Origin of the sequence: Methyloversatilis sp. XJ19-13 (genome assembly GCF_024580155.1) — a bacterium.
GTDB lineage: Bacteria > Pseudomonadota > Gammaproteobacteria > Burkholderiales > Rhodocyclaceae > Methyloversatilis.
In genome coordinates this window covers 20,893-43,287 of record NZ_JANINH010000014.1, presented here as the reverse complement: position 1 = coordinate 43,287, position 22,395 = coordinate 20,893, and the positions used below count along the sequence as shown (strand labels likewise).

Sequence of the window (22,395 nt, the reverse complement as noted above, 5' to 3'; positions counted from 1 at the left end):
ACAAACAGGATACGCGTAGACGATTTCAGCCTGGGGGCGGATGTGCGTACTGCAGGGAGCGGATCGGCGCGAAGGCCGATCCATCCGCTGCAATGCCTCGTTCAGGCAAGTTTCGCGAGCATTTCACTCGCCTGCGACTGCTGATCTGCCGTGCCTTCGCGCACCACTTCCTGCAGCAGCTCGCGCGCACCTTCCTTGTCGCCCATCTCTTCATAGGCGCGCGCCAGTTCAAGCTTGGTCTCCGCTTCTTCGGCGGCCGTTTGCGGCGGCTCCTCGGTCGCGAGCATGTCTTCCGGATTGATCACGGTGGATACCGACGATTCGCTCAGGTCGGGCAGTGCCTGCGGCGGTGGTTCGTCGAACGCCTGCACCGCATCACCGACCACATCCGTTTCCAGCGCATGCAGGGGGTCGCCGACAATATCGGTTTCCAGCGTGGACGGATCGGTACCCAGATCAAGGTTGATGTCAGACAGGTCGATCACCGGTTCGGCCGCCGCCTGCGCCGGCGCATCCGATGCGTCGAAGTTGAAGTCGATCAGATTGCCGACATCCGTGCGTTCGAGATCGACCACGGCGCCGCTGGCCGCGGCATCCGGATCGGCATCGCCCGCTGCCGGCAGTGACAGATCCAGATCGAATCCCTGCGAGGACTGAGCCAGCGACTCCGCCGTATCTGCGACATTCTTTTCAAGGACGACCGTACTGACATCCTTCCTGGATTCGTCGGACGTGAAGTCGAGCCCGAGATCGAAATCAAGCGAAGAATCGGCGTCGGACTCCTCACCCGGCTTGGTCATCGTCGTGGCCACGCCAACCGCGGGCGCTTCCGGAAGTGGTTCGGAGGACTGGATGTCGAGATCGAAATCGAGATCCGCATCGGCCTTCGCTGCCGGCACTTCCGGGGCACCGAGGTCGAGCTTGTTCAGATCCAGCGCAATCGTCGGTTCGCTTCCCGATGCAAGCAGGCCAATGTCACCCGGCAAAGTCCAGGTATCGCGCATCTTGTCGGCGCCCGACACGACGACGGTGGCCGCCATCGACGCCTGTTCGTCAAAACCATCATCCGGTGCATCGCCGCCGCCGTACAGCGGGTTGGTGGGATCAACCGAGCGGCCAAGCAAGGCGGCCTTTTCCCAGTCAGCACCACGACCACCGGTCTGCGCGTAGAGCTCGGTAGCCATCGTTTCGAATGGCTTGACCGATTTCCGCTGAGCGTAGATCTCGAGCAGCTTCAGATGGATTGCGTGACGGCTCGGCTCGGTCTTCAGCGCTTCGAGCAGGATCTCTTCCGCCTGCGCATCGCGTCCGTACGCCATATAGACGTCTGCTTCCGCCACCGGATCAACACCTTCGTCAGCGTCGATGGACGACAGCGAAGACTGGCTGAAATCGGTCTGGATGGAACTGGCGCTGGTATCGACGCTCTGGCCGCCGCCCGTAGCGCCGATCACTGACGATGCGGCAGGCGCTGCTTCAAGACCGGCTGTGGTCGAAGGCGTTGCGTCCGGCACGGCCTGACGAGCCTTCGACTTGCGGTAGCCCAGATAACCGAGCACCAGCAGCAACACGGCGCCCAGACCACCCAGCGTCTTGGGATCGGAGAACAGTCCCGGCTGTTCAGGTTCCACGGCAGGTTCAGGTTCGGGCGCCGGTACGGGTGCGGCGACCGGCGGCGCAGGTTCCGCACTGGGCGGCTCGACCGCCGCCGGCGGTTCGGCCGGTTTCTCTGCCGGCTTCTCATCTGCGAGTGCCACCAGATCCGGTACCGCCTTCTCTTCGGGTTTGGCCGCATCGGCTGCGAGATCCGGCACCGGCTTTTCCGACGGCGCGACCGCAGGCGCTGGAGCCGGAGCCGGAGTCGGCGCGGGCGGCGTCGCCGCCTGCTGCTGAGCCTGTGCCATCGGGGTGTTTTTCAGTTCGACCAGCTTCTGCAGTTCCCGCACGTTTCGTTCGAGATCGGCCAGACGGCTGTTGGCGTCCTTGAGCGCGCGTTCCTTGGCAACCACCTCTTCTTCAAGCGCGCTGATCTTGCGGTCGCTTTCGGCCGCGGATTTTGACACCCTGACCTGGTCTGATGCCGCCGCTGCAGAGGGTGCGCGATCGTCGACCTGCGCCTCGATCCTGCCGGACGCGGCGCGACTGCCGGTGTCTGCCGCCGACGTTGAATCAGCCACGGCACCCGCCAGACGGGCACGGTAGGCGGCGAAGTCACTGGTCTGGGCCATCACGATCTTGCGCGCTTCCTGCGGCGAAACGGCTTGCGCAGCAGACTGATCCGGAATCGCGAGGATGCGCCCGGCACGCAGGCGATTCATGTTGCCGTTGTCAAAGGCTTCGGGATTGGCCTGGACCAGCGCCACGAGCATCTGGTCGAGACTGACGCCGGCCGGCACATATTCGCCTGCGATACGACTCAGCGTATCGCCGCGCTTCACTTCATAGCTGTTGTCAGCGGGCGCGCGCGTCGGCGCGGCGGGCACCCTCGTCACTGCACGTGGCTCTGCACTCTTGACGACAACCGGATCGACCGGCGCCTGGCGCGGCATGTCAGCCGGGTCTAGCAGGAAGGTGTATTCGCGGACCAGCTTGCCGGACGACCAGTTCAGCTCGATCAGGACATCCAGATAGGGCTCGTTGACCACCCGTTCGCTGGTCACGACCAGCACCGGGCGCGACCCGCGCTTTTCGACCGCGACCTTGACGCCGCTCAGACTGGTGGCGTATTCCACGCCGGCCTGCTTGAAGGCACTTGGCGGCGCGAGCCTGGCGGTCATCGAAGCGAGTTCATCCGCACTGGCGGACAACTCGACTTCTGCACGGAGGGCCTGTCCGATGGCGGACTGAACGGTGAGTTTGCCCAGACCTGCTGCACCGGCTGTCAGCGGAAGTGCTGACAGCAACGCGGTCAACAGGCGGATCGAATGTTTTTTATCGCTATGACGCACCGCGTTTTCCTCGCGCGCTAAAACCCAAATCTCAAAATAACATCATGGTCTTAGCACTGCAAGCTAAACAGTCGCTTTATGTTGCGATACTGTCTGTTACGACACATCACGCACAGAGAACGCGATATGTCGATGCGTGGTCAGGCTTCGATCAGGATGCGCAGCATGCGCCGGAGCGGTTCGGCGGCGCCCCACAGCAACTGGTCGCCGCAGGTGAACGCACCAAGATAGTCCGGTCCCATATTGAGTTTGCGTACGCGACCGACCGGAATGGTCAGCGAACCGCTGACTGCGGCCGGCGTCAGGTCGCGCATGCTGTCCTCGCGATGGTTGGGGACAAACTTCACCCAGGCATTCGCTTCGCGGATCATGCTTTCGATTTCGTCCAACGGCACATCGCGGCGCAACTTGATAGTGAGCGCCTGTGAATGGCAGCGCATCGCGCCAACGCGAACGCAGATGCCGTCGATCGGGGTGATCGCTGATCCCGTGCGGCCGAGGATCTTGTTGGTTTCGGCCTGTCCCTTCCACTCTTCCTTGCTCTGGCCGCTGTCCAGTTCCTTGTCGATGTAGGGAATCAGCGAGCCGGCCAGCGGCGCACCGAAATTCGCCTTCGGGAAGTCGGCGCTGCGCAGGCTGTCGGTGACCGCGCGATCGATGTCCAGGATGGCCGATGAACTGTCCTTCAGCATCGGCGCGGCAACGCCGTGCAGGGTGCCCATCTGCGACAGCAGTTCGCGCATGTTCTGCGCGCCCGCACCCGATGCCGCCTGATAGGTCATGGCGCTCATCCACTCGACCAGACCGGCCGTGAACAGCGCGCCGACGCCCATCAGCATCAGGCTGACGGTGCAGTTGCCGCCAATGTAGTTCTTCACGCCGCCGGCCAGACCGTCCTTGATCACGTCCATGTTGACCGGATCAAGGATGATGATGGCGTCGTCCTTCATGCGCAGCGCCGACGCGGCGTCGATCCAGTAGCCCTTCCAGCCGGCGGCACGCAGCTTCGGAAACACCTCGTTCGTGTAGTCGCCGCCCTGGCAGGTGATGATGATGTCCATCTTCGCCAGCTTGCCGACGTCGGCCGCGTCGAGCAGCGGCGCACTGCCCTGCCCCACGTCCGGACCGGCCGCACCGACGCTGGACGTGGTGAAGAACACCGGCTCGACCAGCGAAAAATCACCCTCTTCGCGCATGCGCTGCATGAGCACCGAACCCACCATGCCGCGCCAACCCACCATACCCAGCTTCAACATTGTCTTGCCCTCTGAGCGTTACAGCGCCGCGATGACCGCGTCGCCCATTTCCTTCGTACCCACGCGCTGCGTGCCCGCTTCGTAGATGTCACCGGTGCGGAAGCCCTGGGCCAGCACCTTGCGCACCGCATTTTCGATGCGCACCGCGTTCGCTTCGTCCTCGCCGCTGTAGCGCAGCAGCATCGCCGCCGACAGGATGGTCGCCAGCGGATTGGCCACGCCCTTGCCTGCGATGTCAGGCGCCGAACCGTGGCTGGGCTCGTACAGCCCCTTGTTGTTCGCATCCAGCGAGGCCGAAGGCAGCATGCCGATCGAACCGGTCAGCATCGACGCTTCGTCCGACAGGATGTCGCCGAACATGTTGCCGGTGACGATCACGTCGAACTGCTTCGGCGCTTTCACCAGCTGCATCGCGGCGTTGTCGACCAGCATGTGCGACAGCTCGACATCCGGATAATCGGCGGCCATGGCCGTGATGACCTCGCGCCACAGCTGGGTGCATTCGAGCACGTTCATCTTGTCGACCGAACAGAGCTTTCCGCCGCGCTTGCGCGCCGCCTCGAAGGCGACGCGCCCGATGCGGCGGATTTCCTCTTCAGCGTAGATCATCGTATTCCAGCCGACACGCTGACGGCCCCATTGCGTGTCGCGCTCCTCGATGCCGCGCGGCTGGCCGAAATAGATGTCGCCGGTCAGTTCGCGCACGATCAGGATGTCCAGTCCGGACACCACCTCGGGTTTCAGCGACGAGGCATTCGCCAGCTCCGGATACAGGATGGCCGGGCGCAGGTTGGCGAACACGCCCAGTTCGGCGCGGATGCCCAGCAAGCCGCGCTCGGGGCGCTGTTCGCGCGGCAGCGTGTCCCACTTCGGACCGCCGACCGCGCCGAGCAGGATGGCGTCGGCTTCGCGCGCCAGCTTCGAGGTCGCTTCCGGGTAGGGCTTGCCGGTGGCGTCCACCGCGCAGCCGCCGAGCAGCGCCTGTTCGAATTCGATCTTCAGCCCGTCGCCGCGCAGCGCTTCGAGCACGCGCAGCGCCTCGGTCGTGATTTCGATGCCGATGCCGTCACCGGGAATAACGCAGACTTTCAATGGACGCTCCAGAGTTCAGGCAAACAGCCAGGGTTGTTCGATGCGTCGCCGGGCTTCGAATTCGCGGATCTTGTCCGCCTGACGCAAGGTCAGGCCGATGTCGTCGAAGCCGTTCAACAGGCAGTACTTGCGGAAGGCTTCGACGTCAAAGCGGATGACGTGGCCGTCCGGCCGGATCACGGTCTGGCTTTCCAGATCGATGCGCAGCCGGTAGCCCGGCGTACCGGCGCACTGCAGGAACAATTGTTCCAGTTCGGTCTGCGGCAGACGGATCGGCAGCAGGCCGTTCTTGAAGCAGTTGTTGAAGAAGATGTCGGCGAACGTGGTGCCGAGGATGGCGCGGAAGCCGAAATCCTCGATCGCCCAGGGCGCGTGCTCGCGCGACGAGCCGCATCCGAAGTTCTCGCGCACCAGCAGGATGCTGGCGCCCTGGAAGCGCGGCTGGTTCAGCACGAAGTCGGGATTCAGCGGCCGCTTTGAATGGTCCTGCCCCGGCTGGCCGACATCGAGATAGCGCCACTCGTCGAACAGCGTCGGGCCGAAGCCCGAGCGCTTGATCGACTTCAGGTACTGCTTCGGGATGATGGCGTCGGTATCGACGTTCGCGCGGTCCAGCGGCGCGACCAGTCCGTCAAGTGTGGTGAAAGGATTCATTGCATGTTTTGCCTGGCTCGTTCTCTGATTTTTCCTACTTCGCCGACTTCTCGATGGCTTCGCCACCCTTCTTGATGTCCTTGCCCAGCCCTTCGACGGTGTTGCAACCCGCCAGCAGCAGCGCCATGGCGCTCATGCACACTACGATCAGCTTCATGCCCACTCTCCCGGATTTTCAAACGACATCGCGTACATCGGCAAAGCGACCGGCGATCGCCGCCGCCGCTGCCATCTGCGGACTGACCAGATGGGTGCGTCCCCCGGCACCCTGACGACCTTCGAAATTGCGGTTCGAGGTCGAAGCACAGCGCTCGCCCGGGTCGAGCCGGTCGGCATTCATGCCCAGACACATCGAACAGCCCGGCTCGCGCCACTCGAAGCCGGCCGCCTTGAACACCTTGTCCAGCCCTTCGGCTTCGGCCTGCGCGCGGACCAGCCCGGAGCCCGGTACCACCATCGCGAGCTTGACGTTGTCGGCGATGTGCCGCCCCTGCACGACCTTGGCGGCCGCGCGCAGGTCCTCGACACGCGAATTGGTACAGGAACCGATGAACACCTTGTCGATCCGGATCTGATCGATCGGGGTACGCGGGGTCAGCCCCATGTACTGCAGCGCGCGCGCCACGCCTTCGCGCTGGACCGGATCGGCGAAATCCTCGGGCGCCGGCACCTGGCCACGGATGTCGGTCACCATCTCGGGCGACGTGCCCCAGGTGACCTGGGGCGTGATCCGCCGGGCATCGAAGTCGACCACGCGGTCGTGCTGTGCGCCAGCGTCGGATTTCAGCGTGCGCCAGTACTCGACCGCCCGGTCCCACTGTTCGTCGCGCGGCGCAAACGGCCGGTCGCGCAGGTAGTCGATTGTGGTCTGGTCGACAGCGACCATGCCGGCCCGCGCACCGGCCTCGATCGCCATGTTGCAGAGGGTCATGCGCCCTTCCATCGACAGCGCGCGGATGGCCGAGCCACCGAATTCGATCGCGAAGCCGGTTCCGCCGGCGGTGCCGATCTGGCCGATCACGTATAGCGCGATGTCCTTGGCACTGACGCCGCGGCCCAGATCGCCTTCGACTTGGACCAGCATCGACTTCGATTTCTTCTGCAGCAGGCACTGCGTGGCCAGCACATGCTCGACTTCCGACGTGCCGATGCCCTGCGCCAGACAGGCGAACGCGCCGTGCGTCGAGGTATGCGAGTCGCCGCACACCACGGTCATGCCGGGCAGGGTCACGCCGTTTTCCGGTCCGATCACGTGCACGATGCCCTGCCGCTTGTCGCGGTAGGGAAAGTAGGCCAGCGCGCCGTAGGTACGGATGTTGTCGTCCAGCGTTTCGACCTGGGCACGCGAGGTCGGGTCGGCTACCGCCAGATCCGAGCCGTCGGTCGGCACGTTGTGATCGGCGGTTGCCACGATGGAACCCGTACGCCAAGGCTTGCGACCGGCCAGACGCAGGCCTTCGTAGGCCTGCGGACTGGTGACTTCATGCACCAGGTGGCGGTCGATGTAGAGCAGCGTCGTGCCGTCGTCTTCGGTATGCACGACATGGCCGGACCACAATTTGTCGTAAAGCGTTTGCGCCATTGAAACGATTCCCGCTGATCAGCCAAACCGGAGATTATAACCGGCCGGCGGGCGCTCAGCCGTGCCCGGGCGCGCTTTCCGGGCGCCACATCCAGCGCAGCAAGGCGTAGCCGGCAACCGCGAACAGCGCACTGACCGAGAACGCCCAGGCGCCGCCCAGCGGCGCCCACATCCAGCCGGCCAACAAGCCGCCCACCATGCCGCCAGCGCCGAATGACACGCTGCCATACAACGCCTGCGCCCGCGCCTGCTGGCGCGCGTCGAACCACTGGTTCAGCGCCGCCACCGAACCGGCATGAAAGGCGCCGAAGGTCAGGCCATGCAGCAGTTGCGCGCCGATCAGCCAGAGCGGTGCGGTGACTGCCCAGCCGATGACCGCAAAGCGAAGCACCGCCGCCATCAGCGCCACCAGCAACAGAGCGCGCAGCGTGAAACGACGCAGCAGCCATGGCATGCACAAGAAAACGCCGATCTCGGCCAGCACGCCCAGTGTCCACAGCCCGCCGATCACCCGCTTGCTGTAGCCATGCTCGTCAAGATGAATCGAATAGAACACATACAGCGCGCCATGCGCACAACTCATGAAGAAGGCCGCACCGAACAGCCCGGCGACCGGACGGCTGCGCAGGATGGTACGCAGCGACTGCGTGGCCGCCACCGCGCCGGCATGCACCGGCGCCTCCGGCACGCACATCGCGAACAGAAAGATGCCGGCCAGCAGCAGGCTGCATGCCCACAGCACCGCATCCAGTCCGGTGCGTTCCAGTACGTCACCCAGCACCAGCACCGTAACGACGAAGCCGATCGAGCCCCAGACCCGGATGGCGCCGTAGCGCGACACGCTGGATTTCAGGTGCTCCAGCGTCAGCGCTTCTACCAACGGCAGCGACGCACTCCAGAAAAAGGACATCAGCGCCATGGCGACGAAGACGCCGATGAACTGGTCGGTGGTGAAGAAAATCAGGAAACCGGCGAGACTGGCCAGCCCCGCCGCACGCACGATGGGCACCCGGGCGCCGATGCGGTCGGCCAGCCATCCCCACAGGCTGGGCGCGAGGATCCGCATCACCTGCATCAGCGACATGACAATGGCGATGTCGGCCGCTGAAAAATGGATGGAAGAGAGGTAAAGGCCGAAGTAGGGCGAGAAGGCACCTACAAAGGCGAAATAGAAGAAGTAATAGGCGGACAGGCGCCAGTAGGGAAGAGGCATCGGGCGAAGTCTACCCGAGCTGCCCGGGGCATCGCAGGGCACGGCATGCTCTCATGTGATTGCCACATTGCGCGTGCAGCCTGCGCACACAGGGCGACGTGACGCACGCATCAAATGAGATCAGACCCTAGCGTGTGCCGTGCCGAAGCTGGATGACGCCCTCGCCCACCCGCTGCGCGATCAGATCGGACTGAATGCCTTCGCTGTAGCTGACGATCTCGTAGCCTGCGTAGCCGCCCGAGCGGGCCAGTTGTTCCGCGCGACGCCGGAACACCATGCGCGCTTCGCCCTCGCCACCGGAACGCATGCGCACCTTCTTCATGCCCAGGTAGTAGGTGTCTTCGGACAGCCTGGCCTCGTCGATGGACCAGTTCGGCGCCATCGGGTCGAGAACCAGATAGGCCACGTAGGCCGCACCGGCGAAATAGATCAGCTTTTCCGGAGTGGTGGCGTAGCCGGGCGTCAGCTGCAGTTTTGTATTCGGAATGACCGAACCTGAACTCGGCAACGTGCGATCGAGCGACGTACATGCAGCCAGCAGGCAGGGTGCGATCAACGCGAGCATCCGTGAATTCATGGCGCGCCTCAGATGAAGTTGAACAGCGAAAGCCCCGACACTTTCAGAAAGGACTGCTGCGCCGCCTGCAGATAGGTCTGTTGCTGCGTCAGGCGGCTGATCGCCTCGGTGTAGTTCAGGTCCCGCAGGTCGGCCAGCTGCGACTGGAACTGCAGATCGACATCGGCGCCGAGCGAATTCAGCGCATCCAGTTCCGCCGTGCGCGCGCCAATGCGCGAACGCACAGTGAGCAGGGCTTCCTGCGCCTGATCGATATTGCCTATCGTGGCCGACAGCGTGTTGTTCAGGGCCGCGATGGCCACCGGATTGCCGTTGGTTCCGCTTTCCAGCGCCATCACCACGTCGGAGATGGTTTCGAACACGCTTTGCGTGGCGCTGCGATCAAGCGAAAAACTGTCGCCGGTCGCCGGCGAGCCGGTGATCGAGAAGCGCGCACCGAGGTCAAACGCCGGTTCGGCGCCCTGCGACGCCAGCGTGATCGAGTCGCCTTCGACATACGTACGCGGGTATGGCGCGGCACCCGGTGCGGCGCCCGTCAGCAGCGAATTGCCCGAGGTGTTGTCGATGATGTCGTAGGTGGTGACGTTGTTGGTCACGTCAAACACGATGTTGAAGCTGCCGCCGTTGGTCGCGGCGTTCCAGTCGACACCGCTGGTCACGCTGCCGAGATCACTGACTGCACTGCCCGTGTTTCCCGCACCGGGGCGCATCGTGAAATCGCCGTTGCCGGTGCGCATGCGCATGAACACCGTACTGCCGGAATCACTGACTGCGAGGCGCCGGGCGGAGCCGACCTGCGACTCGCGCTGGCCGTCGTCGCCAGCGTAGGTGACGCCCGCCTCGATGCTGCCGGCGAACGGCTGTGTGTCGCTGCGATAGCCCGAGAAAAGGAAGTCGCCGAAGGCATCGCGCGAGTTGGCAACCCCCATCAGCCCGGCGAAGCTGCCGCGGATGTCGGTGGCGATCGATTTCAGGTCGCTGTCGCTGAGTGCGCCGTTGCCGGCCTGGATCAGACGTTCTCGAATCGATGCGATCAGGTCGCCGGCGGTGGAAATCTGCGATTCGGCAAAGCCCAGCGCACTGGTGGCATCGCGCCGGTTCACCGCGTGTTGATCATTCATGGCCTTGATCTGGTCGATCTCCAGCGCTGCCGCCGAGGCGACCGGATCATCGGACGGCGCAAGCACCCGCTTTCCCGATGACATCTGCTGCTGGGTACGGAACAGATCGGCGCTCTGGCGGACCAGACCCGAGGTGCCGGCTTCATAGACGGTATTGGTGGATATGCGCATCAGGATTCTCCTCAGCGACCAATCTGCAACAGGGTATCGAACAGGCGACTCGCAAGTTCAATCATCTTTCCGGCGGCTTGGTAGGCCTGCTGGTAGCGCAGCAGGTTGGCCGCCTCTTCGTCGAGATTCACGCCGGACAGCGATTGCTGTGACTCCTCCACGCGCGACAGCAGCACCTTCTGCGCCGTCTGGTTCACCTGCACCTCGCGCGCCTGGGCGCCGATCGATGCCACCATCTGCGCATAAGCGCCTTGGAATCCGGTGGATCCGGCGGCCAGCGTGCCGGCGTTCTGCAGCGCACCGAGTGCGAGCAGATTGCGGTTGTCGCCCTGGCCACTGCTGTTCGGTGCGATGGTGAAGGTGTCGCCATTGCGCGGCAGACCGGACATCTGGAAGGTGAAACCGCCCTGACCGGCGAAGGTGAAGCTCTTGCCGGCCGACTCGGTCGCCGGGTTGTAGGCAATCGTGCCGCCAGGGCCACCGGTTACGTTGAAAACGTTCGCTGTTGCATCGAAGGTCAGGGTGATCGGGCCACCAAGCGGCAAGCCGGTGGTCGAGCTCACTGCACCGGCGCTGATGCTGCCGTTACCGGTGTTGGCAAGAGCCGCCGAGGTGCTGACGGGCATCGCCAGCGCCAGCATGCGCGGATCTGTGATGACGGTGCGGATGTCCGAGCCGCCATTGCGGGTCGGCTGGATCAGGAAGGTGTCACCGGCGGCCAGCGTGGTCGCCCCCGAATCGAGTGTGAAGCCCTGCGGGCTGCCCGCCGGAGGCAATCCGCCCAGGGTCGCCGCCGACCAGCTCTGGTTGTCGGACATGCGTGTGAGCGTGTACGTGGCGCCATCAAAGGCAAGCCGGTAATCACTGGTGGTCAGCTGCGACGAGTCGCTGATCGCGACATTGACCTGCGCGGCCGCCACCGTGCTGTTTGTGCTGGCGGGCAGCGCGCTGCCCACCAGCACGTTGAACACATTGGTGCCGAGCGCGCCATTGAGATCCTGACCCAGCGCGTGCTGCGCATTGAACTGTTCGGCCATGCCGATGGCGATGCGGCCGAGTGCGTTCTGCGCGCCGTCGAGCGTTTCGCGGCGAAAGGCGAGCAAGCCGCCCAGCTTGCCGCCGTTGATCGTGTCTTCCTGCAGACGCAGCACCGCGCCGCCCGGCGCGGTGTAGCTCACTTCGATGCGGCTGGCGTCTTCGAGCGAAGTGCTCGCCGCGAGCGTGAAGCTGCTGCCACCGACCACCAGCGGCTGGCCATTGCCGATGAACAGGTTGATCGAACCGTCGCTCTGCTGCAGCTGCGTCACGCGCACCAGTTCATTCAGTTCGGTGATCAGACGCTCGCGCGCATCCAGCATGTCATTCGCGAGGCGGGTCGGGCCGGTTGTGGACTCGGCGACGGCAATCTGTTCGTTGTACTGGGCGATCTGGGTCACCAGCTGGTTAATCAGTTCGACCGAACCGGTGATTTCGCCGTTGAGGCCGGTGCGTATCTGTTCAAGCCGCGTATCGAGCGCATTGAAGCGGGCGGTCATGGACTGGGCTGCCGAAATCGCCGACTGGCGTGACGCCAGCGAGGTGGGCGACGCCGACACGCTCTGCAGGGCGTCGAAGAAATCGGACATTGCAGGCGACAAGCCGGCCTCAGGGTCGGCGAGCAGATTATCTAGCGCAGCAATCTGGTCGGCGTAGGCACCGTATTCCGCGCTCTGGGTCTTTGCCTCCATCACCTGGGCGGTCAGGAACTGGCTGTAGATGCGCCGCACCGTTTCGATTCGCGCGCCTTGACCAAGGAAGCCGCTGCCGGTCAGTTGCGGATCGTTCGTCCCGAGCACCACCTGCTGCCGGGTGAAGCCGGGCGTGGCCGCGTTCGAAATGTTGTGACCGGTGGTGATCAGCCCCGCCTGCGCGGCGTTCAGTCCGGTGATCCCGATGTTGTAGAGCTGCGTTCCCATGATGTGTCGTCTCGTTCAGAGTGCTTACGACTCATCTAAGCAAAACCTTTGCCAGCTTTTTTATTTCCGTCACACTGGCCTGCAACAATGCGTCGAATGACCGGAACAATGGACCGCATACACAGCACCGACGTGCCTTTCAAGACAATGGCCGGGCGCGCCGAATTGGTCCGGCGCAGTGACCGGCTGGATCCGCTGGCGCGCGTGCTGCTGATTGTGGTGGATGGGCGGCAGGACTTTGCCGCCCTGTTTGCCGTCCTTGGCCGACCCGCCGCGGAGGGCCCGCGTCTGCTTGCCGCTGCCGCCACACTGCTCGAACTCGGATTGGTCGCGCTTGAAGGTCGGGGCACCGATGGAGGGCCGCCAACCCGGCGCTCGCTCGCAATTGCCCGCCTGTATCTGATGGAAGCCATGGAACGCGCCCTGCGCGGCGACACAGCGCGGATCAAGCCCGCGTTGCGTGCGGTGACCGACGAAGCGGCCCTGCTCGCGGCAATCGATGTGTGCGTCCGCGCATTGCGCGAAGCGGGCGCAGACGGTCAGGCCGATCTCATCCGGAGGCGCTGCCTCGAGTTGCTCCCTTGATGCACCGCCCCGAGTTGCCGATTTCGGTCAATGACTCATTCAGCCAGCGCCGACCGCAGCAGCGGGCCGTTGATGATGCGTTCAAGCTTCGCGCCGTACATGGGGTCGGTCGCATAGCCCGACTGCTGCAGGCCTCGCGCGAAGCTGCCGGCGTCCTGCGCGCCGACCACGCGCGCGTAGCGCGGCTGGTCGAGGAGCAACTTTGCGTAGTCGGCAAAGCTTTCCTCGTAGGAGCCGTAGCGGCGGAAGGCGCTGTCCTCGCGGGTCCAGCGGCCATCCACGAATTCACTCGCCGAAACCTTCACGGTCGGACCCTGCCAGCTGCTGCCGGCCTTGATGTTGAACAGGTTGTGGCTGGCCGATCCATCGGCCGCCGACAGCTCGGCGCGTCCCCAGCCGGTTTCCAGTGCAGCCTGGGCAACCAGGAACTGGGCCGGGATGCCGGTCGCGCGACTGGCCGACAGCGCCGCCGGCCACACGCGTTCGACGAAGGCCCGTGCATGTGCCGGCACATTCGGACTGCTGACCGGCGGCTGCTCCGCGGCCAGGCCGGCCAGCACCGACTGCACTGAAGAATCGACGGGTGTTGCCGCACTGCCCTGCAATGTCTGCCTGCGCACGGCAGAGATTGCCGCCGGCGGCATCATCGCAATGCCGGAAAACTGCGCCGCGTCGGACAGCGGCTTGAGATCGATCGGCATCGACGTGTCGGCGCTGCGGGCATTTGCGGACAGCTGCCGCTCAAGAACCTTCGCCAGCCCGGTGCCTCCGCCCTCGCTCATGACCTGGGCCCACTGCTGGTCGAGCATGTCCTGGTACATCTTGCTTTCCTGCCCGCCGAACAGTTCGTCGCCAGGCGACGCCTCACGCATCGACTTGATCACCACCTGCAGGAACATGGCTTCGAACTGCTTGGCCGCCGCCTTCAATGCCTCCGGCGAGTTGTCGCGCGATGCGCGGCGCAGCACGTCCAGACCGCGCACATCGGCCGCCAGCGAGGTGAGGCCGCTGTTTTCCATCAGATCACTTCCAGTTCGGCGCGCAGCGCCCCGGCCGCCTTCATCGCCTGCAGGATGATGATCAGGTCCTGCGGGTTGGCGCCCAGCGCATTCAGCGCACGCACCACCTCCGACAGGTTGGCGCCCTTCTTCACATTGATCAGTGCGCTGCCCTCCTGCTGGATGTCGATCTGGTTGCGTTCGGCCACCACCGTCTGGCCGCCGGACAGCGGACCGGGCTGGCTGATCACCGGCTCGGCCGTGACCGTGACTGTGAGATTGCCGTGCGCGACCGCACAGGTGTCCAGCGTCACCGCCTGATTCATGACGACCGAACCCGTGCGCGAATTGACGACCACCTTGGCTGCCTGTTGCGCGGGCGTCACATCGATGTTCTCCAGCTGGCTCATGAAGGCCACGCGTTCGCCCGGATCAAGCGGTGCGCGCACGCGGATGCGCCGGGCATCGGCAGCCACGGCCGTGCCGGGCAGCATGGCCTTGTTGATAGCCTCGACCATGCGCTGGGCCGTGCCGAAATCGGTCGTGTTGGTTTCGAGTTCTACGAACCCGCCTTCGCCGACGCTGGTCGGCACCGCGCGTTCGACGGTTGCCCCGCCGGCGATGCGGCCGACCGACAGATGATTGACGGTGACCGAAGCGCCACCCGCTGAAGCGCCCACGCCGCCGACCACCACATTGCCCTGGGCCATGCCGTAAACCTGACCATCGGCACCCTTCAGCGGTGTCATCACCAATGTGCCGCCGCGCAGACTCTTTGCGTTGCCCATCGACGACACGGTGATATCCAGCGCCTGTCCCTGCCGCGCAAAGGGCGGCAGATTGGCGGTGACCATCACGGCAGCCACGTTCTTCAGCTGAAGGTTCTGGCCCGGCGGCAGCGTCACGCCCAGATTACCCAGCATGTTGATCACGCTCTGCACGGTGAACGGGGTCTGGGTGGTCTGGTCACCCGAACCATCCAGACCCACGACCAGGCCGTAGCCGATCAGCTGGTTGTTGCGAACGCCGGCCAGCGTCGCGAGGTCCTTGATCCGCTCGGCGTGCGCAGGCGCAACCGAAAGCAGTGCAAGCAGCAGAAAAATCGATATCCGTTTCATGACAGTTCGCCCTCCGGGCGTTGCTTCCTGGGCAGCGTGACAACTCTTTATACGGCGCACGTGCCGCTTTCAATCACCGGAAAAGACGGCAAATCCCGCATCACGCAGATCGCTTTACAGTGGCATGAAGGTCAGGAAGAAGCGCGCCAGCCAGCCCATGACCTGCGCTTCGTCGATGTAGCCATTGGCACGGTACTCGATGCGTGCATCGGCCACCTGGGTCGACTGAACGGTATTCGCGCCGGAAATCTGGGTCGCATTGACGACACCCGAGAAGCGGATGAACTCGTTGCCCTGGTTGATCGCAACCTGCTTTTCGCCGGACACCACCAGGTTGCCGTTCGGCAGCACTTCAATCACCGTGACCGTGATGGTGCCGGTGAAGTTGTTGTCGGCCGACGACGCACCCTTTCCGGAGAAGGCGTTGGCGCTGTTGGCGGCCACCGTTGCGCCCTGCAGGCTCTTGCCCGGCAGTCCTGCGATGGTCGGCACGCCCATTTCGATATCCTGCGTGCGGTCTGCCGTACTGGCCGACTTCTTCGCCGCCTGGGTACGTTCGCTGATGTTGATGACCAGCGTATCGCCGACGTAGCGCGCGCGGCGATCCTCGAACAGCGGACGGGCACCGCCGGTCGGCTGGAAAATGGCACCGGCGTTCTGCACGAAGTCCGGTTTGGGCGCCGGCCGCGCGGTCATCGGCTGAAGCACTGCGGTGGGCGGCGTGTTGACGCAGCCGGCCAGCATGATCGCAACCAGCAGCACGGTGACGAAACCGGCGGCGCGGGCAATCTGCTGGATGCGTTCGTTGTTCATGAAAGATTCTCCACGGGTCATTTGCACGACCGATCAGAGCTGGGTCAGCCGGGCGAGCATTTCGTCCGAGGTCTGGATCGCGCGCGAATTGATTTCGTATGCCCGCTGGGTCTGGATCATCTGCACCAGTTCCTCGACCACATTCACGTTCGATGTCTCGACGAAGCCCTGATTCAGCAGGCCCGCGCCGTTGGTGCCCGGGGTATTGGGTGTCGGCGTGCCGCTCGATGCGGTTTCGACATAGAGGTTTTCCCCGACGCTCTGCAGACCGCCGGTATTGACGAAGGTAGCCAGCTGCAACTGACCGATCTGGGTCGGCGCAGCCTGGCCGGCCTGCAAGGCGCTGACCACACCGTCGCGACCGATCGTCAGCGACACCGTATCCGGCGGAATCGTGACCTGCGGCTGCACCGGAAATCCGCTCGACGTGACCATCACGCCCTGCGCATCCTTCTGGAAGGAGCCGTCACGGGTATAGGCCAGCGTGCCGTCCGGCATCTGGATCTGGAAGAAGCCCTCGCCCTGCACAGCGACATCGAGCGAATTGCTGGTCTGCTGCAGATTGCCCTGGGTCTGGATGCGCTGGGTGGCCACCGGGCGCACGCCGGTGCCGATCTGCAGGCCGGAAGGAATGGTGTTCTGCTGCGTGTTCAGCGCGCCGGGCTGCCGCATCGTCTGGTACAGCAGGTCCTCGAACACGGCGCGCGCGCGTTTGAAACCGTTGGTGCTGACGTTGGCAAGGTTGTTGGTGATGACATCGAGCTGGGTCTGATGTGCATCCATGCCGGTGCGGGCTATCCACAGCGAGCGGATCATGGTCGTGTTCTCCGGTTATCGGTTGGACAGCAGCTGGGTCGCCGCCTGATCATCGCGCTCTGCCGTGGTGAGCATGCGCGTCTGCATTTCGAACTGGCGCGACAGCGAAATCATCGCCACCACCTGGTCCACCACGTTCACATTGCTGCCTTCGAGAAAGCCCGCAGCGACACGCACGTTCTGTGCCTGCGGCACCGGACCCGGCGTGGTGACGCGGAACAGACCGTCATCGCCGCGCTTGATCGTGTTCTCAGGCGGATCGACCAGCTTGAGCCGGCCGATCTGATTGACCTGATTGACGCCGCCGGTGCGCTGTACGGCGGACAAGGTACCGTCGGCGCCGATGGTGACCTCGGTGTCCGGCGGCACGGTGATCGGGCCGGTCTCACCCTGCACCGGGATCCCGTTGTGGTTCTGCAGCACACCGGTCGGGCTGATCTGCAGGTGGCCATTGCGCGTGTAGGCCTCGGTTCCGTCAGGCATGGCCAGCGCGAACCAGCCACTGCCCTTGACGGCGACGTCGTAGGCGCCACCGGTCTGCTGCAGCGGGCCGGGCGTGAAGTCGTTCTTGACGCTGGCATCCACCACGAACGCGCGCGACGCAAACGCTTCGGTCTGCACCGGCACGGCGCGCAGCCGGTGCTCTTCGGCGCGATAGCCGGTACTCGACGCGTTCGCGAGATTCTGCGCGACTGACGCCTGACGCTCCAGCGTCCATTTCGCGCCGCTCATCGCGGTATAGATCATGCGGTCCATGGTGTGTCCTCAGCGGCGGTCAGCGCAGGTTGACGAGGGTCTGCATGATCTGGTCCTGCGTCTTGATCGACTGCGCATTGGCCTGATAGGCGCGCTGCTGCGTGATCATGTTCACCAGTTCGGCGGTGAGATCGACGTTCGAGTCTTCCACCGCGGCGGGCTGCAGGCCGCCACGGTTGCCTGAGCCCGGCGCTCCGATGGCAGGCGGACCGGAGAAGGACGTTTCTGCCCAGCCATTGCTGCCGAGTTGGGTCATGCCGTCCGGATTCTGGAATGTCGCCATGACGACCTGGCCCAGATTGCGCGACTGCCCGTTGGTGTAGCGCCCCTGCAGCACGCCTTCCGGCGACACGCTGATACCGGACAGGCGGCCGGAGGCGAAGCCGTCCTGCGCCACGGCGTTGACGCTGAAGGCGGAGCCGAACTGGGTCGAACCGGTCAGGTCGAGATCGAACGCCAGAGGACTGGTTGCACCGGTGGTTATGGCGAAAGACTGAGGCAGCGTGGTCGGACCGACAAGCCCGCCATTGGAATTGAAGGTGACAGCCGTGGCCGCGGTCGGCGCGCCGCCATCTAGCGACGTGTGCATGTTCCACTGGTTCGGCGTCGCGGTCTTCACGAAGTACAGCGACATGATGTGCGAGTTGCCCAACGAGTCATACGACGTTAGCGAAGTCGAGTAGGAGAAGCTGGTGGTGTCGGTCGGCGAGAACACGGGATTGACCGGCACGGACAGACGCGAGTCGAGGTTGACCGCGAGGTCGGCTTCGACCGTGGAACGTGGCTCGCCGCCGCTCAGTGCGGTGTCGATACGCAGATCGATCGGCGCCGTCACGACGATGTTGTCGTCGGCATCGACGCCGTAACCTGTCAGGCGGTAGCCCGTGGCATTCACGATGTAGCCGTTCTTGTCCACTGAGAACTGACCGTTGCGTGTGTAAAGCACGGAACCGTTGTCGCTCATGCGGAAGAAGCCGTCGCCATTGATCGCAAGGTCGAGCGGATTGCTCGTCACGGTGATGTTGCCCTGACTGAACTGCTGGGCAACACCATTTACCGTGGCGCCGATGCCGATCTGCGATTTTCCGCCACCACCGAGGGTCGATGCATACAGGTCAGAAAACTGGGCGGTGGATTGCTTGAAGCCCACGGTGGTCGAATTCGCCACGTTGTTGCTGATGGCGTCGAGCGCCTTGGACGCGATGTTCAGTCCGGAAAGTCCTTGCTGAAAGGCCATGATTCAACTCCCGATCAGTAGATCTGCTTGATGTCGTTCATCGAGACCAGCGACTGCTGGCCTACATTCAGGCGGGTCTGGCCGCCGCTGCGCTCCACGCTTTGCACCACGGCAAGTTCGAGCGGCGTGGTGACCAGCTTCTGCGTGCCCTGGATAGCGCTCACAGTGAAGGAGTACTTGCCATCCTCAGCAACTGCCGTGCCAGCCATGTCGGTACCGTCCCAGACGAACTGCGTGATGCCTGCGTCGCGTGCGTCCAGATTGATTTCCTTCACCAGCACGCCATTGGCACCCTTGACCGATACCGTGACGCGATCGGCCGGCGACGTCAGCTCGATGCCGCCCATCGACTTTCCGTTTACCAGTTCCAGCGCCGATCCTTCGACCAGAACCGCATGGCCGACCAGCGCCGCGGCCTGCAGATGCTGCGAATCGGCAGAACTGCTGGTGAGCTTTTCCAGCGTGCTGTTGAGCTTGCTGATGCCATCCACCGTGCTGATCTGGGCCAGCTGAGAGGTGACCTGTGCGTTGTCCATCGGATTGAGCGGATCCTGCATCTTGAGCTGCGTCGTCAGCAGCATCAGGAAGCGGTTCTGGGCCGCGTCGATTTCCGAAGTCGCCTTGGTCTGCGTCGTGTTCAGCGAGCTGTAGATGTCTGCCGCCGAGGTATTGCCGGTCGAATTGACTGCCATGACGATTCCCTTACTGTCCGATGGAGAGGGTCTTGAGCATCAGCTGCTTCGCGGTATTCATCATTTCCGCGTTGGTCTGATACGAGCGGGAGGCGGAAATCATGTTCACCATCTCTTCCACCACGTTGACGTTGGGCATCTGTACATAACCCTCCTTGTTCGCCGCCGGATTGGTCGGGTCGTAGGTGGTGCGCAACGGCGCTGCGCTTTCGACGATCTGCGTCACGCGCACGCCATTGGCTTCGCCGCCTTCGCTGATCGGACGCACTTCGAACACCACCTGCTTGGCGCGATAGGGCTGGCCATTGGCCGAGGTCACCGAATCCGCATTGGCCAGGTTGCTGGACACCGTGTTCAGGCGAACCGACTGGGCGGTGAGCGCGGAACCTGCGATGCCGAATACGTTGAACATGTTTCCCATGATCAGTCTCCTTACTGGCCTTGTATGGCGTTCTGCATCGTGCGCAGGCGACCGTTGATGAAGGTGAGCAGCGCCTCGTACTGCACGGTGTTCTCGGCGAAGGCGGCACGCTCGACGTCCATGTCCACCGTGTTGCCGTCGAGGCTGGACTGCGTTTCGGTGCGGTACTTCAGCGAAGCGTCCATCGACGCGTCACCCTTGGCTTCGATATGCCGCGCCGACGTGCGCGCAAGCTCGACCGGGCCACCGAGACGTCCACCCATCGCGGCTTCCAGCGCGCCGCGAAAATCGACGTCGCGCGCCTTGAAGTGCGGTGTATCGGCGTTGGCGATGTTGGCGGCCAGCGTTTGCTGGCGGGACGCCCGCACGCCGAGGGCGGCTTGCGGAAGGTCGAGCAGTTTGTCGAGAGGGTTCGGCATGATGGGTATCCCATTGCAGCTATCGTGCCAGCCACTCTATGACCCGATTGCCGGTCTGGATCGGCAAAAAAGGACGGTTGCTGCCCCGCCTTTCAAGGCTATCTGCCGCCCGGAAGCGGCAAACCTTGCCGCTTCCGGGCTCCGTGAATCGCCGCAAACCCAATGCTGGAAAGGGTTTTAGGGCCGGCAAGCCCGGATTGCGGCAACGACCGGTCGACAAACCGGAACAAGGCGGTGCTTTCCGCCCTATTTGCGTCATCGCAACGCAGGCTCGGGTGGTGCAATGGAAACCTTGCCAAGGAGCCCGCCATGATCCGTCGTCTGCTGATCCCCTCATTTATTGCCCTGTGCAGCGCCGCACTGGCCGCGCCGCCCGTGGCGCCGGCCAGTGACCAGCTGCGGCTTGCAGTGGGCGACTTCCTGCAGCAGCAGACGGCCGGGTTGCCGGGTCAGGCCAGTTTCGAGGTGGGGCAGATAGACGCACGGCTGGCGCTGGAAAGCTGCGCCGCTCACGAGGTATTCCTGCCGACCGGCAGCCGCGCGTGGGGTCGCGTGCAGGTCGGTGTGCGCTGCATTGCCGGCGCCGGCTGGACGATCTACGTGCCGGCGCGGGTCAAGGTCAGCGGCGACTATCTGGTCGCTGCGCGCGCGCTCGGTCGCGGCCAGATCATTGCCGACGGAGATTTCGGCTTCATGCGCGGCGAGCTGACCGAACTGCCACCCAATATGGTCAGTGATCCGCAGCAGGTGATCGGCCAGACGGTCAATGCCGCCATTGGCGCAGGCCAGCCGCTGCGCGCAGACTGGCTGCGCGCTCCGGTCGCGGTGCAGCAGGGCCAGCAGGTGAAACTGTTCGCGCGCGGTAACGGATTTGCGATCAGTCACGACGGCCGCGCGCTTGCCAGCGCACAGCAGGGCCAGATGGTGCAGGTGCGCACCGGGCGCGGCCAGGTCGTCAGCGGCGTCGCGCGCCCGGGCGGTCAGGTGGAGGTTGTCTATTGAGACAATCCGCCCGACACCAACAGGTCGGTCGCCACCGGCCCCGCCGCTTGGTATATTCATGAGCCTGCCGCCGTGTAGGACGGCTCCCTACAAAAAGTCCTAAAGTTTTGTAGCGGTGCCGTCGTAATACGAGTCGAACGTCTTATGAAAGGGTTCATCGTGAAAATCGACGGAACTGGAAAACCGCTTGCACCGACGGCAACTTCGGCTACCAAGAGCAGTTCGGCGAACAATTCGACGACTGCAACTTCATCTGCCGCCGCACCCGGCGCGCAGGTCGACATTTCGGGCACGTCCTCGCGACTGCGAGAACTTGAAGCGTCTGTCGCCAATGTACCGGTGGTCGACAGCGCACGCGTCGACGAGATCAAGCAGGCCATCGCAGATGGCCGCTTCAAGGTCAATGCGGACCGCGTGGCCGACAGCCTGATCGAAAGTGTGCGTCAGATGTTGAACACACGCCCGGCAGCCTGATGGCCGCAACCGAGCCGGCTGCTCAGACCGCAGCCAGGTTGGCCGCACTGATGACCGAGGAAGCGGTGACCTTGCGCACCGCCCTTGGCCATTTGCACGCCGAACGCCGCGCACTCGAAGCGGGCGAAGTCGATACGCTCGCCGTGCTTGCCGCCCGCAAATCCGAAGCGTATGGACGCTTGGCGCAACTGGGTGACGCACGGACTGCGCTGCTGGCCCGCGCCGGCAGCAAGCCGGGGTGTGACGACATCGAAGCGCTGTTCCAGAGCGCTCCCGACTGGGCTGCGTGCAGGCAGCCCTTCACGGAACTTGTTGCGCTTGCCCGGGAAGCCCACGACCTGAATCAGGCCAACGGCGTGCTCATCCGCGCGCAGATGAAGTCCAGCCAGCAGGCGCTTGCGGTGCTGATGTCGGCATCGGAACAGGCATCGACTTATGGGCCGGACGGCCAGTCGATGGCGCGCAGCACCAGCCGTTCGCTCGGTAGCGCCTGAT

General features: G+C 64.1%; 23 protein-coding genes. 4 read left to right on the top strand and 19 right to left on the bottom strand.

All coding sequences use genetic code 11. The features are described from left to right. Positions 1-101 precede the first annotated feature (101 nt). The 10 genes from NMQ14_RS15900 to flgK form a co-directional block, all read right to left on the bottom strand. Positions 102-2,948: a FimV/HubP family polar landmark protein gene (locus tag NMQ14_RS15900; RefSeq protein WP_257097669.1), complete on the bottom strand. Its 2,847-nt coding sequence runs from the start codon at positions 2,946-2,948 to the stop codon at positions 102-104. Positions 2,949-3,088: 140 nt separating this feature from the next. Beyond that, positions 3,089-4,204 (bottom strand): aspartate-semialdehyde dehydrogenase, encoded by a 1,116-nt coding sequence (asd, locus tag NMQ14_RS15895; protein WP_257097667.1) that lies wholly within the window; start codon positions 4,202-4,204, stop codon positions 3,089-3,091. Positions 4,205-4,222: 18 nt separating this feature from the next. Continuing rightward, positions 4,223-5,296 (bottom strand): 3-isopropylmalate dehydrogenase, encoded by a 1,074-nt coding sequence (gene leuB, locus NMQ14_RS15890; RefSeq protein WP_257097665.1) that lies wholly within the window; start codon positions 5,294-5,296, stop codon positions 4,223-4,225. A 15-nt stretch (positions 5,297-5,311) separates the two neighbouring features. After that, positions 5,312-5,950, bottom strand: coding sequence for a 3-isopropylmalate dehydratase small subunit (gene leuD / locus NMQ14_RS15885; protein ID WP_069037945.1), 639 nt, complete (start codon positions 5,948-5,950; stop codon positions 5,312-5,314). 34 nt (positions 5,951-5,984) lie between these two features. Further along, positions 5,985-6,107, bottom strand: coding sequence for an entericidin A/B family lipoprotein (locus NMQ14_RS15880; protein WP_069037946.1), 123 nt, complete (start codon positions 6,105-6,107; stop codon positions 5,985-5,987). A gap of 18 nt (positions 6,108-6,125) precedes the next feature. Next, entirely contained in the window at positions 6,126-7,532 is a 1,407-nt protein-coding gene (leuC, locus tag NMQ14_RS15875; RefSeq protein ID WP_257097663.1) for a 3-isopropylmalate dehydratase large subunit, read from the bottom strand. A gap of 55 nt (positions 7,533-7,587) precedes the next feature. Beyond that, complete coding sequence (locus NMQ14_RS15870; RefSeq protein WP_257081463.1) at positions 7,588-8,745, bottom strand: MFS transporter; 1,158 nt, start codon at positions 8,743-8,745, stop codon at positions 7,588-7,590. Positions 8,746-8,872: 127 nt separating this feature from the next. After that, on the bottom strand, positions 8,873-9,322 hold the full coding sequence (locus tag NMQ14_RS15865; protein WP_257097661.1) for a hypothetical protein: 450 nt from the start codon (positions 9,320-9,322) through the stop codon (positions 8,873-8,875). Between the two features lie 8 nt (positions 9,323-9,330). After that, a complete protein-coding gene (gene flgL / locus NMQ14_RS15860) occupies positions 9,331-10,614 on the bottom strand; it encodes a flagellar hook-associated protein FlgL (RefSeq protein ID WP_257097659.1) in 1,284 nt (427 codons plus the stop codon). Between the two features lie 11 nt (positions 10,615-10,625). Next, the gene (gene flgK / locus NMQ14_RS15855) at positions 10,626-12,569 is read right to left on the bottom strand and encodes a flagellar hook-associated protein FlgK (protein WP_257097657.1); all 1,944 of its coding nucleotides are present in this window, start codon (positions 12,567-12,569) and stop codon (positions 10,626-10,628) included. 108 nt (positions 12,570-12,677) lie between these two features. On the opposite strand from flgK, the gene NMQ14_RS15850 reads away from it, so the two are divergent. Next, positions 12,678-13,154 (top strand): hypothetical protein, encoded by a 477-nt coding sequence (locus NMQ14_RS15850; protein WP_257097656.1) that lies wholly within the window; start codon positions 12,678-12,680, stop codon positions 13,152-13,154. 35 nt (positions 13,155-13,189) lie between these two features. Here NMQ14_RS15850 and flgJ read toward each other — a convergent pair whose 3' ends face one another. The 9 genes from flgJ to flgB all read right to left on the bottom strand — a co-directional run bounded on the left by flgJ (position 13,190) and on the right by flgB (position 20,424). Next, positions 13,190-14,173 (bottom strand): flagellar assembly peptidoglycan hydrolase FlgJ, encoded by a 984-nt coding sequence (gene flgJ, locus NMQ14_RS15845; RefSeq protein ID WP_257097654.1) that lies wholly within the window; start codon positions 14,171-14,173, stop codon positions 13,190-13,192. Continuing rightward, a complete protein-coding gene (locus NMQ14_RS15840) occupies positions 14,173-15,270 on the bottom strand; it encodes a flagellar basal body P-ring protein FlgI (RefSeq protein WP_257097652.1) in 1,098 nt (365 codons plus the stop codon). The genes flgJ and NMQ14_RS15840 overlap by 1 nt, the downstream gene beginning before the upstream one ends. A gap of 114 nt (positions 15,271-15,384) precedes the next feature. Next, positions 15,385-16,083 carry a flagellar basal body L-ring protein FlgH gene (locus NMQ14_RS15835; protein WP_257081473.1) on the bottom strand — a complete coding sequence of 233 codons (699 nt, stop codon included), beginning with the start codon at positions 16,081-16,083 and terminating at the stop codon, positions 15,385-15,387. Positions 16,084-16,116: 33 nt separating this feature from the next. After that, on the bottom strand, positions 16,117-16,899 hold the full coding sequence (gene flgG / locus NMQ14_RS15830; RefSeq protein WP_069037955.1) for a flagellar basal-body rod protein FlgG: 783 nt from the start codon (positions 16,897-16,899) through the stop codon (positions 16,117-16,119). A 15-nt stretch (positions 16,900-16,914) separates the two neighbouring features. Further along, positions 16,915-17,655: a flagellar basal-body rod protein FlgF gene (gene flgF / locus NMQ14_RS15825; RefSeq protein ID WP_257097650.1), complete on the bottom strand. Its 741-nt coding sequence runs from the start codon at positions 17,653-17,655 to the stop codon at positions 16,915-16,917. A 19-nt stretch (positions 17,656-17,674) separates the two neighbouring features. Continuing rightward, positions 17,675-18,892, bottom strand: coding sequence for a flagellar hook protein FlgE (gene flgE, locus NMQ14_RS15820; protein ID WP_257097648.1), 1,218 nt, complete (start codon positions 18,890-18,892; stop codon positions 17,675-17,677). A 14-nt stretch (positions 18,893-18,906) separates the two neighbouring features. Further along, positions 18,907-19,584: a flagellar hook assembly protein FlgD gene (locus NMQ14_RS15815; protein ID WP_257097646.1), complete on the bottom strand. Its 678-nt coding sequence runs from the start codon at positions 19,582-19,584 to the stop codon at positions 18,907-18,909. A 10-nt stretch (positions 19,585-19,594) separates the two neighbouring features. Next, positions 19,595-19,996: a flagellar basal body rod protein FlgC gene (gene flgC, locus NMQ14_RS15810; RefSeq protein ID WP_069037959.1), complete on the bottom strand. Its 402-nt coding sequence runs from the start codon at positions 19,994-19,996 to the stop codon at positions 19,595-19,597. A 20-nt stretch (positions 19,997-20,016) separates the two neighbouring features. Further along, positions 20,017-20,424: a flagellar basal body rod protein FlgB gene (gene flgB, locus NMQ14_RS15805; RefSeq protein ID WP_257097644.1), complete on the bottom strand. Its 408-nt coding sequence runs from the start codon at positions 20,422-20,424 to the stop codon at positions 20,017-20,019. A 309-nt stretch (positions 20,425-20,733) separates the two neighbouring features. Between flgB and flgA the strand changes: the two genes are divergently transcribed. The 3 genes from flgA (at position 20,734) to NMQ14_RS15790 (ending at position 22,394) form a co-directional block, all read left to right on the top strand. After that, a complete protein-coding gene (gene flgA, locus NMQ14_RS15800) occupies positions 20,734-21,426 on the top strand; it encodes a flagellar basal body P-ring formation chaperone FlgA (protein ID WP_257097641.1) in 693 nt (230 codons plus the stop codon). Between the two features lie 159 nt (positions 21,427-21,585). Continuing rightward, positions 21,586-21,900 (top strand): flagellar biosynthesis anti-sigma factor FlgM, encoded by a 315-nt coding sequence (flgM, locus tag NMQ14_RS15795; RefSeq protein WP_257097639.1) that lies wholly within the window; start codon positions 21,586-21,588, stop codon positions 21,898-21,900. Continuing rightward, the gene (locus NMQ14_RS15790) at positions 21,900-22,394 is read left to right on the top strand and encodes a flagella synthesis protein FlgN (RefSeq protein ID WP_257097637.1); all 495 of its coding nucleotides are present in this window, start codon (positions 21,900-21,902) and stop codon (positions 22,392-22,394) included. The genes flgM and NMQ14_RS15790 overlap by 1 nt, the downstream gene beginning before the upstream one ends. Position 22,395: the final 1 nt, after the last annotated feature.